Raw genomic sequence first — 13,799 nt, forward strand, 5'->3', positions numbered from 1 at the left:
GCAGCCGCCATGGGCGCCTGGTCGCCGGGCAGATCACGGCACTGGTGGCCCAGCAGGGTGTTCCGCGCTCGCGCATCCATACCGCGGCCTACAACGGCAAGTCGGACACGGTCACGATGGCGTTCATTATGCGTGTGGCCAGTACCAAGGAGTGTGGAGACTGGTCAGAAAATCTTGCAAATACCTATATGAATACCCCGTATCCCAATCTCGGCTGCGCCATGCAGAACAACCTTGCTGCAATGGTCTCCAATCCGGATGACCTTCTGGTGCCGCGTGGCTCGCCACCAGTGCAGAGTGCTGCGCGTGGCACCGCCATGGATAATTACAAGTCGAATAAATGGACCGAACCTGTCGTGACATTCGGAGATACACTCAATGACAACTGACAGGGCAGCAGATTTTCTAATCGGAGCCGTTCACGACCGAACAATCCAACAGGCAAGATGGGCATGGAAGTTCAAAGGGACGCCACTGTGAGCGCCGACTCAGGGTCTGGCTTGGTCGCGCTGGTGCCGCGCATCAATATACAGGCCTTTTGTGAAAACTCCCAGACTGCCGAGGCTATGCGGCGGGCAGGTGAAGACCGTCGCATGGCGCAGGCCCATTGCCAGGTGCAGATGGGTGGAATCCCCGCTGCCATCCGGCTGTTCGAGATGCAGTCTTCACCCAATCTTCTGATTGTCGAGGCGGCGGCCGACCAGGGCACATTGCTGACCAACCTCAATGCTCTGGCAAGTGTCTGCCAGGCGGAAACGAAGGTCGTGGTGATTGGCCAGTTCAATGACGTCTTGTTGTATCGCGAGTTGATACGCCAGGGGGTCAGTGAATATCTGGTGGCGCCGGTCAGCCAGATCCAGCTCATCGAAACCATTTCAAGCCTCTATCAGAACACCAGGGCGGCCCCGGTCGGACGCGTCGTTGCATTCATGGCCGCACGCGGCGGGACGGGTTCGAGCACCATCGCTCACAACTGCGCATGGGAGGCCTCGCGCTCGGCCGATCTTGAAACGGTGATTGTCGATCTCGATCTTGCCTACGGCACGGCCGGTCTGAATTTCAACCTCGACACGAGCCTCGGACTGCTGGAAGCCATCGACCAGCCCTCACGGATCGACTCCGTGCTGATGGATCGGCTGCTCGTGAAGATTGGCGGCAAGTTGAACCTGCTCAGTGGTCCGGGTGGCATAGAGCGTGATATCGACATTGATCCCGAGGCTATTGAAGCCGTGTTCGTGTCGCTGCGAGCGTCCTTTCCATTCATTGTTGCCGACCTCCCGATGCTCTGGTCGCGATGGGTGAAGTTCACGCTGATCCATGCCGATCAGGTGATCATCACGGCGGAGCCAGACCTCGCGAGCCTTCGCAATGCCAAGTACATCATCGACATGCTCAAGCTGGCGCGCCCGAATGATGCAGCACCCACGCTTCTGCTCAACCGCGTCGGCGTCTCCAAGCGGCCTGAGATTTCCGCCACTGATTTCAAGAAGGCACTTGGCGTTGATGTGGTTGCCACGATCCCGAATGACCCGCAGAATTTTGGCGAAGCGCTGAACAACGGCAAGATGCTGCTCGAACTTGCTCCCAAGGCAAAGGCGGCTGAAGCGATCCGGGGCTTTGCACGGGGTCTTGTGGGTGTGACGAAGATTGCAAAGCCTGAATCACCCTTGAGTTCGCTTGTCGGAATGATACCCGCCCTCAGGAAGAAATGATGTTTGGAAAACGCCCGACCGAGAGTTCCTCCAAGGAAGTGATCAAGGCTCCGGCCAATCAGGAGGCCGTCGTGGCTCCGACTGCGCCAGGCAGGGGCACAGATGTCACGGCGGGATCTGGCGGTCAGCAACAGCGCACACCTGCGACACAGCCGATGCCCGCAGGCGCTCGTTCGCCCGCCAGGGCCGCCGCATCATACGCGCCCTATGAGTCTGCGAGTTCCTCGCGGCATTCGCAGAGCTATTATGACATGAAGGGCAAGATCTTCAACGCCCTGATCGACGCCATCGACCTTACACAGCTGGCACAGATCGACCGGGATGCCGCACGTGACGAGATCAGGGATATCGTCAACGAGATCATCGCGCTCAAGGATGTTCCGATGTCGGTGTCCGAGCAGGAGGAACTGCTCGAGGATATCTGCAATGACGTTCTCGGTTTTGGCCCGCTTGAGCCGCTGCTGGCCCGGGATGACATCTCTGACATCATGGTCAACGGCGCCAGCACGATCTTTATCGAGGTTGCAGGCCGGGTGCAGAAGACCGGGGTGCGGTTTCGTGACAATACCCAGCTTCTCAACATCTGCCAGCGTATCGTCAGCCAGATTGGCCGGCGCGTTGACGAAGCCAGCCCGATCTGCGATGCGCGTCTGCTCGATGGCTCCCGCGTCAATGTCATCGTGCCGCCGTTGTCCATCGATGGCCCCACGCTGACGATCCGCAAGTTCAAGAAAGACCGTCTGACACTTCCGGATCTGGTGAGATTTGGCTCAATCACCCAGGAGGGGGCAACCCTTCTGGAGATCATCGGGCGGGTGCGGTGCAATGTCCTGATCTCGGGCGGAACCGGCTCGGGAAAGACGACGCTTCTCAACTGCCTGACCGCCTATATCGACGACGATGAGCGCGTGATCACCTGCGAGGATGCGGCCGAATTGCAGCTTCAGCAGCCCCATGTGGTGAGGCTCGAAACCCGACCGCCCAATCTCGAGGGCGAAGGTGAGATCACCATGCGGGATCTCGTCAAGAACTGCCTGCGCATGCGGCCAGAGCGCATCATCGTCGGCGAAGTGCGTGGTCCTGAGGCGTTCGACCTCCTGCAGGCGATGAATACCGGTCATGACGGGTCGATGGGCACGCTGCATGCCAACAGCCCGCGCGAGGCACTCTCGCGCCTCGAATCGATGATCACCATGGGCGGGTTCGCCCTGCCGTCGCGGACGGTGAAGGAGATGATCTCGGACTCGATTGATCTCATCATTCAATCTGCCCGTCTGCGTGATGGTTCCCGGCGGATCACCCACATCACCGAAATCGTCGGCATGGAGGGCGATGTCATCATCACCCAGGATCTTTATGTCTACGAAATTCTGGGTGAGGATGCCAACGGGAAGATTCTCGGACGGCATCGCTCAACCGGAATCGCGCGCCCCAATTTCTGGGATCGCGCCCGCTACTTCAATGAAGACCGTCGCCTTGCCGAGACGCTCGAACTGGCAGAGTCACGCAATGAGTCGATGCAGTAGCGCGCAATAGTGATCAGAGAGGTGCAAAGGACATGATGCAGATCGCCGTCATTGCCCTGATCGCGCTTGCGGTCGGTTCGATCACCTTCGCGCTGCTGTTCCCGCTTCTGGCCCCTTCGGTGCCTGAGGCGCGCGTCCGGGCAATCGGTACGGGTCGGCGGGCGGCCTCGACCCCCCGAAAATCGGCCGTGGAGCGGTTTGTGGGCACTCCGCGGGACAGTCGCCGCAGACAGCTTCAGGAAAGTCTCAAGCAGATCGAAGACGGCGAAAGGCGCCGCAAGAGGAAACTCACTCTTCGGACATTGATCGCCAGGGCCGGGCTGTCCGTTTCGGTCTTTCAGTATTGGGCCATCTCTGCACTTGTCGGTTTCGCTTTCGCGATCGTCACGTTGGTTCTTGGTTTGCCCTGGTACATCTCGCTGCTGGCCGGTGTCGTCGGCCTCTTGGGCCTTCCACGGTGGTTTCTTAACTTCATGATACGTCGTCGCGAACAGGAGTTTCTGGAGGGGCTGGCTGACGCGATCGACATCATGGTGCGTGGTGTGAAGGCAGGTCTTCCCCTCTCCGATGCCATCCGCGTGATTGCCACGGAAATCGGACCGCCCATCGGGCCGGAGTTCCTCGAGGTGGTTGAGGGTCAGCGGCTCGGCATTCCGCTGGAACAGGGACTGGAGCGCATGTTCGATCGGATGCCGCTGCCTGAAGTCAGCTTTCTCAGCATCGTAATCAGCATTCAGTCGAAGACGGGCGGCAACCTGTCGGAAGCCCTTGGCAACCTGTCCAAGGTTCTGCGTGACCGGAAGAAGATGAAGAGCAAGATCCGGGCCATGTCGCAGGAGGCAAAGACATCGGCTGCGATCATCGGATCCCTGCCATTTGTGATCATTGGCGCCCTTCTTTTTCTCAGTCCCAACTATCTTGAGCCCTTCTTTCAGACTACGGTAGGAAACATGGTGCTGCTGGGCTGCGTTCTGTGGATGGGACTGGGCATCATCATCATGCGCAAGATGATCAATCTGAACATCTGATGATGAGCAGCGAGCATGATTGATTTTGTCCTCAGTTTCTTTGATCTTCCGACAGTCGTGACTTTCCTGTTCGCGCTGTCGGCATTTGCGGCGGTTCTCAGTTTTGTTTCACCGATGCTGGAGAGCGATGCGCTGAAATCCCGCATGAAGGAGGTGAGCCTGGAGCGGAACAAGCTGCGTGACCGCCAGCGTGCACAACTCGGATCAAACCAGTCGCGATTGCGTGAAGTACAAGGCACAGGCGTCACGAACCGTGTCGTCGAGACGTTGAATCTCCGGCGCGTGTTCGAGCCGGAGGCGTCACGTGAAATGCTGAGGCAGGCTGGCCTGCGGAGTGAGAGGCACCTTGTCTTGTATCTTGCGGCGCGTTTTGCCTCGCCGATCTTGCTGGGCCTCGTTGCCTTCATTTATTCGTCGACCATTTTCGTCGATATCTTGACTCCGCCGATGAGGATCGTTGTTGCAGTCGTGGCGGTGCTGATAGGCAATTATCTACCGGTTGTGCTGGTCAAGAACATGATCATCCGCCGCCAGGACTCGATCCGCCGTGCCTGGCCCGATGCGCTGGATCTGATGCTGATCTGCGTTGAGTCTGGCATGGCAATCGAACCGGCCATGCAGCGCGTAGCCCGCGAGATTGGCCCGATCTCGGTTCCTCTTGCAGAGGAAATGACGCTCACCGTGGCGGAGCTCGCCTATCTGCAGGAACGCCGCAAGGCGTTTGAAAATCTTGCCAAACGCACCGGCCTTCCGACCGTCAAGGCGGTCACCACGAGTTTCATCCAGGCCGAGCGCTACGGAACGCCGCTGGGTACCGCACTTCGCGTGCTGGCACAGGAGAATCGCGATGCGCGCATGTCAGAGGCCGAGCGCAAGGCTGCTGCTCTCCCACCCAAGCTGACAGTTCCGATGATGCTGTTCTTCCTTCCCGTGATCTTCGTGGTCATCCTCGGGCCGTCTGTCTTCCAGGTCATGAAGATGATGGGCGATTGAGCGGGCCCTTGCCGCTCAACCCTGATTGTTCTGGCTGATTTGCTGCCAGGTGTTGGGCTGCGAAAGCATCTTCTGAAGATAGGCCATGTTTTCCTCGACCTGTTCAGGTGGCAGGTCTTCCTTGGCAAGGGCCGTTGCTTCATCAAACCGGCCCTGCAGCCCCACCACCAGCGCCAGGTTCTGGCGGATTTTTGGCTCGCTCTTTGAACGCGGCATGGCGTCGGCCTTTCGCAACTCAGCCTCCGCTTGCTTGAGGTTGCCCTCAAGCGCGTAGGACATCCCGAGATTGTTGATGACTGTCATGTTCTGGGGGTCGCTCGCGAGAGCCTTCGCATACTGCTCTCGCGCCTTCTGATAGAGTCCCTGCTGGTCATAGGCAGAGCCCAGGGCAGAGGCGATGCGCCAGTCGGCATCGCCCTTGTCTTCCACGGCCTGGAGAACCGGTACGGCTTCTGACGCCCGCCCCGCAGCCACGAGTTTCCGGCCATAGAGCCCCGCCAGCCGCACATCCGATGGATGCAGTTCCAGAAGGCGGCGGTAGACGTCGAGTTGTTCCTGTGTCTGCCCTACGGCCTCCAGACCATTGGCATAGGCGAGGCCCTTGTTGAGGTCACTTGGGCTCTTGCGCCATGCCTCGCCTTGTTCGGCCAGAGCCTGCAGCGATACGGGCGTGGTCGAAGCCGTGGTCAGGTCGTTGCCAAGGTTGAGTTGCCCTGGCGTCTTGTTGCAGCCGGTCAGCAGCGTGGCGGATACCAGCGCAAGGAGAATGGCGGTTTGGCGTCTGACCCGCGACATGTGCAAACTCCACTACGATTTGAGGGTGCAGTTTGCCCGGCACTGGTCAATAATTGATTAACCATAATCGCGTTTCGCGATAAGCGGGTGAGGAAAGACCGGAGAACGACATGGCAGATCCCGAAACTGTGCTTCTGGCCGCTGGCCGTGGCGGAATTCCAATCTCTGTTGTGAAAGCGCGGGATTGGGAGGCATTCCGCCGCCAGCTGGCGCCCGACATGCGCCGCTGGTGCGAGTCCAACGGCTTCAAGTCTCAGCCAGGGCGCCTGCTTGCTTTGCCCGGGGCTCAGGGTCTGCTCAGGCAAGTGGTGGTCGGTGACGCCGAGGAGCCTGATGCCTTTGCCCTTGCCCGGCTCTGCCGCAGCCTGCCGGAAGGGATTTATGCCCTCTCCGGAGGATTGTCGAAGCCAGAGCTTTTCGCACTGGGCTGGTGTCTTGATGCCTACCGCTATGACCGTTATCGCAAGGCATCTTCCGTAGGTCCGCGGCTGGTTTGCCCCGGTGGAGTCGACAGGGCTGAGGTCCTGCGCGCGGCGGCTGCGAGCGGCCTGGTGAGGGATCTCGTCAACACGCCAGCCTCCGACATGGGCCCCGACGAACTCGAGACGGCTGCGCTGGCGCTCGCCAAGGCCCACAAGGCCAAGATTGCGGTCATATCCGGAAAGGCCCTGGAGCGGGGTTTTCCGATGATTCACGCCGTTGGCAAGGCCAGTCCGCGGCTGCCGCGCCTCATCGACATAAGCTGGGGCCCGTCGCGTGCGCCGCGGCTGACGCTGGTGGGGAAAGGCGTCTGTTTCGACACGGGCGGGCTTGATATCAAGCCTGCGTCGGGCATGGCCCTGATGAAGAAAGACATGGGCGGCGCTGCCCATGTGCTGGGCCTTGCGCAGATGATCATGTCAGCCGGACTGAAACTGCGGCTGCGCGTGCTCATTCCGGCCGTTGAAAATGCCATTGCCGGAAACGCCTTCCGCCCGGGCGATGTCTTGACCAGTCGCAAGGGTTTGACGGTCGAGATCGGCAACACCGATGCCGAGGGCCGCCTGATTCTGGCAGATGCGCTTGCACTGGCTGATGAGGATGCCCCGGATCTCCTGATCGACATGGCAACACTCACAGGGGCGGCGCGTGTGGCGCTGGGGCCAGACCTGCCGGCATTCTTCACAGATGATGACTGGCTTGCGGATGAGATGCTGAGGCAGGGGCTTGCTGTGAACGACCCCGTCTGGCGCCTGCCACTCTGGCGGCCGTATGGGCGTTTGTTCGAGTCCTCCGTTGCGGACCTCAACAACGCAGGCGAGTCAGGCTTCGCCGGAGCCATCACTGCGGCGCTGTTCTTGCGCCGCTTCGTGCAAAAGGCAAAGGCCTATGCCCATTTCGATGTTTTTGCCTGGACGCCCGCAGCCTTGCCGGGGCGGCCGAGGGGCGGCGAAGCCCAGGCCATGCGGACGCTGTTCGAGGTGATTCGCAGTCGCCTTGCTGGCTGAACCAGCAAGCGCTGGCGCCGAGACCATCCCTTGCCGCGCCGCCTTCGAAGCACCAGCCCGACGAAGGTGACGTCATCATGCGCCGGTCAAGGGCTGGTCCGGGTGGAGAGCAAGGCCATGGTTCATTGACGCGGCAAGCAGTCCGAGCGCAATTGTCCACTTTCAAAACTCGAATACTTGAAGTCGCATCGTGCGAGTCGCTTGCCAGAGGCAGGGTTTGCAGCCAGACTGTAACGCACCCGAAACATCCCTGATGGCTTGCCAAGCGATCATGTCTGCATCCCTGACCACCGCACAGGCCCTGACGCTCTGGCACGATGTTGCCCTGGCCATGGTGAGGGATGATGAGCCCGATCTGTCGGTCAGGCAGATGAGCATTCTGCTTACCATCTATCTCGAGGCCCCGCCGCACACGGTGCGCGGGCTTGCGCATAAGCTAGGCGTCTCGAAGCCGGTCGTGACCCGCGCACTTGATGCCATGGGCAAGCTTGATCTGGTGAGCCGAAGGCGTGATGAGCACGACCGGAGAAATGTCCTGGTTCAGCGCACGGTGAGGGGGGCTCTATATCTGGAGCGGCTCGCTGATACCATTGGCAAACTCTCGCAAGAACTGTAGTGCCCGCCCCATGACAGCGCTTGATCCGCGACTCCACGCCATCCGCCCCGACCTGGCCGATGCTGCTCTGGCCGGCAGTATCACGGCTCCGCGCTTCGCCGAGCCGCGCTTGGCGCAACTGGTCTCTTCTGTGGTGCCAGTGTGCAAGGCGCCCCGTTTTGATGCGATGCAGTTGACGCAGGCGTTGCTTGGTGAAACGGTGAAGGTGTTCGATGAGCAGGAAGGTTGGGCGTGGGTCCAACTCCTGCGTGATGGCTATGTCGGCTACGTCAATGCCAATGCATTGTCATCGCGACTGACTGAAGTCACCCATCATGTTGATGTTCCATCGACCTTCATCTATCCGGAGCCAAGCCTCAAGACGCAACCGGCAGTTCCGGTGACACTCAATGCCGGGGTCACGGTGTCCGGGCAACGCGGCGCCTTCTCACAGTTGTCGGACGGACGCTATATCTTCAGCGCCCATCTGAGGCCAACCGGCACGGCTCAAGAGGATTTCGTCACGGTGGCGGGTCTGTTCCGCCACGTGCCGTACTACTGGGGAGGAAAGTCCGTCTACGGACTCGACTGTTCAGGTCTGGTGCAGCTGTCTCTCGAGGCGTCAGGCAGGAAGGCCCCTCGTGACAGCGACATGCAGGAAGCTGCCCTTGGCCGGCCGGTTGCAGTTGAGGGTTTAAATGGCCTGCAGCGTGGCGACCTTGTGTTCTGGCAAGGCCATGTCGGCATCATGACGGACGCCGTCATGCTGCTGCATGCCAATGGCCACCACATGATGGTCGTGGAAGAGCCTTTGGCCCTTGCCGCAGCTCGTATCGGTCAACAGTACGGGCCGGTGACGAGCGTGCGGCGGCTTCAGTAACCCCGGTTGCGGTCTACAAGATTGTCCAGTTTCTCGCCGCGTTGGTGGCGGCGGATGTTGCCTGCAACGTAGGCGCAGATGGTTTCGGGGTCGCTGTCGGCGGCACAATGTGGCGTCAACGTCACCTTTGGGTGAGACCACAGCGGGCTGTCCAGCTGCAGCGGCTCTGTTGCAAAAACGTCAAGCGTGGCGGCCAGAAGTTCGCCGGCATCAAGCGCCGAAATGATATCCGCTTCCACCTGCTGGCGGCCGCGGCCGGCGTTGATGATAACAGGCCCGCCCAGCGGTCCCGTTCGCGACAGCTTGCGGATGGTGGCGCGGTTGATGATGCCGTCGGTGTCCGGTGTGGCCGGCAACAGCGAGACCAGAACATCGGTGCGGGCGAGGAAGGCATCAAACTCATCTGCGCCCGCGAAGCTTTCAACTCCGGCGACGGATTTGCGGCTGCGGCTCCAGCCTGCCACCGGAAAGCCGATGTCGCGCAGCTTAATGGCGGAGTCCATCCCCATCACGCCCATGCCCATGATGCCCACGCGCAAGTCCTTTGCTGCATGGGTGGGGAAGGAGTCCCAGATCTTGCGCTTCTGGTTTTCGTCGATCCGTCGCTGCTGGCGGTGATGCATCAACACGTGGAGCACGACGTATTCGGTCATCCTGCCCGTGAGGTCAGGATCATTCACGCGGACAATTGGAATGCTCGCGGGCAGTGTCGGGTCCTTCAGGATGGCGTCCACGCCGGCGCCCAGCGACATGATGACCTTGAGATTTGGCAAGCTCTTCACCACATCTGGTGGCGGCAGCCATGCGGCACAGTATTCGATGTCGGTCACATTGCCCATGCGGTCAGGCCAGACGCGCACATCGATATCGGGAGCAACCTTTTTCATGGCCGCGGTCCAGACGTCCACGGGCCAGGTCGGCAAGATGAAAAGAAAAGCCATTATTGTTTCACCACATCTTCGGGCGCCGCCTTGAGGTTGAGGGCGGCTGCGATCAATGCCTTGGTATAGTCGGTCTTCGGGTTGGTGAAAACCTCTGCCGTCGGCCCGCTTTCGACGGTCACGCCGTTGCGCATCACGATCACTTCATTGGCCAGCGCCCGCACAACCCGCAGGTCGTGGCTGATGAACAGATAGGCAAGATTGTGTTTCTCCTGCAGCGCCCGCAGGAGATCGACGATCTGCGCCTGGACCGACATGTCGAGCGCTGATGTCGGTTCGTCCAGCATGATGAAGCGGGGCTCCAGTGCGAGTGCGCGGGCGATTGCGATGCGCTGGCGCTGGCCGCCCGAAAATTCGTGAGGATAGCGGTCCATCGTTCCGGGATCGAGACCAACTTCGGTGAGGGCGCGGGCCACGATCTCGCGGCGCTGCTCATAGCCATGGCTGCGGCCCAACACCGTCAGGCCTTCCTCGACGATCTGCTGGATCGACAGGCGCGGCGACAGAGAGCCGAACGGATCCTGGAACACGATCTGCATATCTTTTCGCAACGGGCGCATCATCGCCGAATTGTAGCCGTCGATGCGCTGGCCCAGGAACACGACGGGCCCTTCGGAGCGGATGAGACGCATCAGCGCCAGTCCAAGCGTGGTCTTGCCGGACCCGGACTCGCCGACGACCCCCAGCGTCTGGCCTTGCCGCACCACCGCGTCGACGCCATCCACCGCCTTGATGTGGCCCATGGTACGGCGGAAGAAACCGCGCTTGATCGGAAACCACACCCTGAGCTGAGTGGTCTCGACCACTGCCGGGGCGGACGCATCGCTGGGCGGAGGCGCTCCCTTGGGTTCGGCGGTGAGCAGCAGCTTCGTATAGGGGTGCTGGGGGGCAGCAAAAACGGCCTTGGCGTCTCCTTGCTCCACGGCCTTGCCGCGCTGCATGACCACCACATTGTCTGCCATTTCCCGCACGATGCCGAGGTCGTGCGTGATGAGCAGCATGGCCATGCCGAATTCGGCCTGCAGCTCCTTCAACAGTTTCAGGATCTGGGCCTGCACGGTAACGTCGAGCGCGGTGGTCGGCTCGTCGGCGATCAGCAGGTCTGGGTTGTTGGCGAGCGCCATGGCGATCATCACGCGCTGGCGCTGGCCACCCGACAGCTGGTGCGGATAATCGAGGAGCCTGGTCTCAGGGTCGCGGATGCCAACCTTGCCGAGAAGCTCGACGATGCGGGCGCGGGCCGCGTCGCCCTTCAGGTTCTGGTGCAGCTCGAGAATCTCGCCGATCTGCCGCTCCACCGTGTGCAGCGGGTTGAGCGAGGTCATCGGCTCCTGGAAGATCATGGTGATGTTGTTGCCGCGCACCCGCCGCAGGTCGCGCTCGTCGGCGTCGAGCAGTTCCTCGTTCCTGAAGCGGATGGAACCGGAAGGATGTGAGGCGGCGGGATATGGCAGTAGCTTTAGGATCGACAGCGCGGTGACGGATTTGCCGGACCCCGACTCGCCCACCAGCGCCAGCGTCTCGCCCTTGGCGATGCTGAATGACACCTTGTCAACCGCGAGCGTGGTCTGGCGGCCTTGCGTGAAGGCGACCGAAAGGTCCCTGATCTCAAGAAGCTGCGCGTTCATGCGAACGTCTTCCGCGGATCAAGCGCGTCGCGCACCGCCTCGCCGATGAACACCAGTAGCGAAAGCATGACGGACACGACGAAAAAGCCGGTGAGCCCGAGCCACGGCGCCTGCAGGTTGTTCTTGCCCTGGGCGATGAGCTCGCCCAGCGATGCCGAGCCGGGCGGCAGGCCGAAGCCAAGAAAGTCGAGCGAGGTGAGAACCGTCACCGAGCCTGCCAGAATGAAAGGCATGAAGGTGACGGTGGACACCACCGCGTTGGGCAGGAGATGCTTGAACATGATGCGCGCATCCGAGAGGCCCAGCGCCCTGGCGGCGCGGACATATTCGAAATTCCGTGCCCGAAGGAATTCAGCGCGCACCAGCCCGACGATCGAGGTCCAGGAGAACAGGATCTGGATGAACAGAAGGATCCAGAAGGTCGGTGTTATGAAGGCGGCGAGGATGATCAGCAGATAGAGGCCCGGCATCGACGTCCAGATTTCGATGAAGCGCTGGAAGATCAGGTCCGTCCAGCCGCCGAAATAGCCCTGTACCGCTCCGGCCGCCATGCCGATCAGCGAGGACACGAAGGTGAGGATGAGGCCGAAGGCCACAGAGACGCGGAAGCCGTAGATCAGCCTCGCCACCACATCGCGGCCCTGGTCATCGGTGCCGAGCCAGTTGAGATTGCCGAACGCGCAGTTGGGATCGTCGACACCCAGCGGATATTTGGCGCAGGCCTGTTCGCGGCTGAGCTGGAAGGCGGGCGGCGAGGGTGCGGGGCGCGGCAGCTCGTTGTTGACCGTGTTGTAGGAATAGCGGATCAGCGGCCAGATCATCCAGCCATTGGCGGCGATTTCCTCCTGGTTCACGGGGTCGCGGAAATCGGTGCGGGCGAGAAATCCGCCGAACTTCGACTCCGGATAGTCGGTGAACACCGGATAGAGCAACTCGCCCTTGTAGGAAACGAGTATGGGTCTGTCATTGGCGATAAAGGGCGCAAACACCGAGATCAGGAACAGCACCGCAAAGATCCAGAATGACCAGAAGCCACGGCCATTTTGCCGGAACAGCTGCCAGCGGCGCTTGTTGAGGGGCGTGATGCGCAGCGCCATGGCTCAGACGTCCCGCTTCTCGAAATCGATCCGCGGATCGATCCAGGTGTAGGTGAGGTCGGAGATGAGCTGAACCACGAGCCCCATCAGCGTGAAGATGTAAAGGCTGGCGAAGACGATGGGGTAGTCGCGGTCAAGCGTTGCCTTGAAGAACAGATAGCCCAGCCCGTCGAGTGAGAAGATCGTTTCGATCAGCAGCGAGCTGGCGAAAAAAGCGCCGATGAAGGCGCCCGGGAAACCGGCGATCACCAGCAGCATGGCGTTGCGGAACACATGGCCGTAGAGCACCTGCCGCTCGGTCAGGCCCTTGGCGCGCGCCGTCATCACATATTGTTTGCGGATTTCGTCGAGGAAGGAATTCTTGGTCAGCATCGTCATGGTGGCGAATGAGCCGATCGCCATGGCGAACAGCGGCAGCGCAAGGTGCCAGGCATAGTCGGCGATCTTGCCCATGAAGCTCAGATTCTCGAAATTGTCCGAGGTGAGGCCGCGCAATGGAAACCAGCTGAAATAGCTGCCACCGGCAAACAGCACGATCAGCATGATGGCGAAGATGAAGCTGGGGATGGCATAGCCCACGATGATCACGCCCGAAGTCCAGACATCGAAGGTGGAGCCATCCTTCACCGCCTTCCTGATGCCCAGCGGGATGGACACCAGATACTGCACGAGGGTGAGCCACAGGCCGAGCGAGATCGACACGGGCAGTTTCTCGGCGATGAGGCTGATCACCGATCGGTCGCGGAAATAGCTCTGTCCGAAATTGAAGGTGAAATAGTCGCGCATCATCAGCAGGAATCGCTCAGGCGCCGGCTTGTCGAAGCCGAACTGCTTTTCGAGGCTCTTGATGAATTCGGGGTCCAGCCCCTGCGCGCCGCGGTACTTGAAGGAGGTCGCTTCACCGCCGGCCATCTGTGCCTGGCCGCCGCCTGCCTCGTTGCCGGTGTTGCCACTGATGCGGCTGGTGGAATCGGTGTCGGTGCCCTGCATCTTGGCGATCACCTGCTCGACCGGCCCGCCCGGAACGAACTGGATGACCGCGAAGGTCATCAGCATGATTCCCACCAGCGTGGGGATCATCAGCAGCAGGCGTTTGAGGATATAGGCGCCCATGAAA

The 13,799-nt window shown here is 60.8% G+C and carries 13 protein-coding genes; 8 read left to right on the forward strand and 5 right to left on the reverse strand.

The annotated features are described in order from the left end of the window. The 5 genes from ACILRN_RS03210 to ACILRN_RS03230 all read left to right on the forward strand — a co-directional run. The coding region (locus tag ACILRN_RS03210) for a CpaD family pilus assembly lipoprotein (protein WP_395685488.1) at positions 1–389 on the forward strand (389 nt) is incomplete at its 5' end. Between the two features lie 63 nt (positions 390–452). Continuing rightward, positions 453–1,712 (forward strand): CpaE family protein, encoded by a 1,260-nt coding sequence (locus ACILRN_RS03215; protein WP_395685491.1) that lies wholly within the window; start codon positions 453–455, stop codon positions 1,710–1,712. Next, the gene (locus tag ACILRN_RS03220; protein ID WP_395685493.1) at positions 1,712–3,238 is read left to right on the forward strand and encodes a CpaF family protein; all 1,527 of its coding nucleotides are present in this window, start codon (positions 1,712–1,714) and stop codon (positions 3,236–3,238) included. Before ACILRN_RS03215 ends, ACILRN_RS03220 begins: the two co-directional genes overlap by 1 nt. A gap of 32 nt (positions 3,239–3,270) precedes the next feature. Further along, entirely contained in the window at positions 3,271–4,266 is a 996-nt protein-coding gene (locus tag ACILRN_RS03225) for a type II secretion system F family protein (protein ID WP_395685495.1), read from the forward strand. Positions 4,267–4,281: 15 nt separating this feature from the next. Further along, positions 4,282–5,259, forward strand: coding sequence for a type II secretion system F family protein (locus ACILRN_RS03230; protein WP_395685497.1), 978 nt, complete (start codon positions 4,282–4,284; stop codon positions 5,257–5,259). A gap of 15 nt (positions 5,260–5,274) precedes the next feature. Here ACILRN_RS03230 and ACILRN_RS03235 read toward each other — a convergent pair whose 3' ends face one another. Then, positions 5,275–6,054, reverse strand: coding sequence for a tetratricopeptide repeat protein (locus tag ACILRN_RS03235; protein ID WP_395685499.1), 780 nt, complete (start codon positions 6,052–6,054; stop codon positions 5,275–5,277). Positions 6,055–6,164: 110 nt separating this feature from the next. Between ACILRN_RS03235 and ACILRN_RS03240 the strand changes: the two genes are divergently transcribed. From ACILRN_RS03240 to ACILRN_RS03250, 3 genes are all read left to right on the forward strand, one after another. Next, positions 6,165–7,541, forward strand: coding sequence for a leucyl aminopeptidase family protein (locus tag ACILRN_RS03240; RefSeq protein WP_395685501.1), 1,377 nt, complete (start codon positions 6,165–6,167; stop codon positions 7,539–7,541). A 271-nt stretch (positions 7,542–7,812) separates the two neighbouring features. After that, on the forward strand, positions 7,813–8,157 hold the full coding sequence (locus ACILRN_RS03245; protein ID WP_395685503.1) for a MarR family transcriptional regulator: 345 nt from the start codon (positions 7,813–7,815) through the stop codon (positions 8,155–8,157). A 10-nt stretch (positions 8,158–8,167) separates the two neighbouring features. Continuing rightward, positions 8,168–9,016, forward strand: coding sequence for a C40 family peptidase (locus ACILRN_RS03250; RefSeq protein ID WP_395685505.1), 849 nt, complete (start codon positions 8,168–8,170; stop codon positions 9,014–9,016). Here the strand turns inward: ACILRN_RS03250 and ACILRN_RS03255 are convergent. From ACILRN_RS03255 to ACILRN_RS03270, 4 genes are read right to left on the reverse strand one after another with little or no spacing between them, the layout of a single operon-like run. After that, the gene (locus ACILRN_RS03255) at positions 9,010–9,957 is read right to left on the reverse strand and encodes a 2-hydroxyacid dehydrogenase (RefSeq protein WP_395685507.1); all 948 of its coding nucleotides are present in this window, start codon (positions 9,955–9,957) and stop codon (positions 9,010–9,012) included. The genes ACILRN_RS03250 and ACILRN_RS03255 overlap by 7 nt on opposite strands. After that, a complete protein-coding gene (locus ACILRN_RS03260) occupies positions 9,957–11,585 on the reverse strand; it encodes an ABC transporter ATP-binding protein (protein ID WP_395685509.1) in 1,629 nt (542 codons plus the stop codon). The genes ACILRN_RS03255 and ACILRN_RS03260 overlap by 1 nt, the downstream gene beginning before the upstream one ends. Next, positions 11,582–12,682, reverse strand: coding sequence for an ABC transporter permease (locus tag ACILRN_RS03265; RefSeq protein WP_395685511.1), 1,101 nt, complete (start codon positions 12,680–12,682; stop codon positions 11,582–11,584). The genes ACILRN_RS03260 and ACILRN_RS03265 overlap by 4 nt, the downstream gene beginning before the upstream one ends. A 3-nt stretch (positions 12,683–12,685) precedes the next feature. Continuing rightward, positions 12,686–13,795, reverse strand: a complete 1,110-nt coding sequence (locus ACILRN_RS03270) for a microcin C ABC transporter permease YejB (protein ID WP_395685513.1) — start codon at positions 13,793–13,795, stop codon at positions 12,686–12,688. Positions 13,796–13,799 lie beyond the last annotated feature (4 nt).

This window comes from Aestuariivirga sp. (assembly GCF_044238155.1).
GTDB lineage: Bacteria > Pseudomonadota > Alphaproteobacteria > Rhizobiales > Aestuariivirgaceae > Aestuariivirga.

Excerpts from the sequence above, each read along its gene's own strand:
- ACILRN_RS03220 (WP_395685493.1), top strand. The coding sequence starts at position 1,712 with ATGTTTGGAAAACGCCCGACCGAGAGTTCCTCCAAGGAAGTGATCAAG.
- ACILRN_RS03245 (WP_395685503.1), top strand. The coding sequence starts at position 7,813 with ATGTCTGCATCCCTGACCACCGCACAGGCCCTGACGCTCTGGCACGAT.
- ACILRN_RS03250 (WP_395685505.1), top strand. The coding sequence starts at position 8,168 with ATGACAGCGCTTGATCCGCGACTCCACGCCATCCGCCCCGACCTGGCC.
- ACILRN_RS03215 (WP_395685491.1), top strand. The coding sequence starts at position 453 with ATGGAAGTTCAAAGGGACGCCACTGTGAGCGCCGACTCAGGGTCTGGC.
- ACILRN_RS03255 (WP_395685507.1), bottom strand. The coding sequence starts at position 9,957 with ATGGCTTTTCTTTTCATCTTGCCGACCTGGCCCGTGGACGTCTGGACC.
- ACILRN_RS03225 (WP_395685495.1), top strand. The coding sequence starts at position 3,271 with ATGATGCAGATCGCCGTCATTGCCCTGATCGCGCTTGCGGTCGGTTCG.
- ACILRN_RS03260 (WP_395685509.1), bottom strand. The coding sequence starts at position 11,585 with ATGAACGCGCAGCTTCTTGAGATCAGGGACCTTTCGGTCGCCTTCACG.
- ACILRN_RS03270 (WP_395685513.1), bottom strand. The coding sequence starts at position 13,795 with ATGGGCGCCTATATCCTCAAACGCCTGCTGCTGATGATCCCCACGCTG.
- ACILRN_RS03230 (WP_395685497.1), top strand. The coding sequence starts at position 4,282 with ATGATTGATTTTGTCCTCAGTTTCTTTGATCTTCCGACAGTCGTGACT.
- ACILRN_RS03240 (WP_395685501.1), top strand. The coding sequence starts at position 6,165 with ATGGCAGATCCCGAAACTGTGCTTCTGGCCGCTGGCCGTGGCGGAATT.
- ACILRN_RS03265 (WP_395685511.1), bottom strand. The coding sequence starts at position 12,682 with ATGGCGCTGCGCATCACGCCCCTCAACAAGCGCCGCTGGCAGCTGTTC.
- ACILRN_RS03235 (WP_395685499.1), bottom strand. The coding sequence starts at position 6,054 with ATGTCGCGGGTCAGACGCCAAACCGCCATTCTCCTTGCGCTGGTATCC.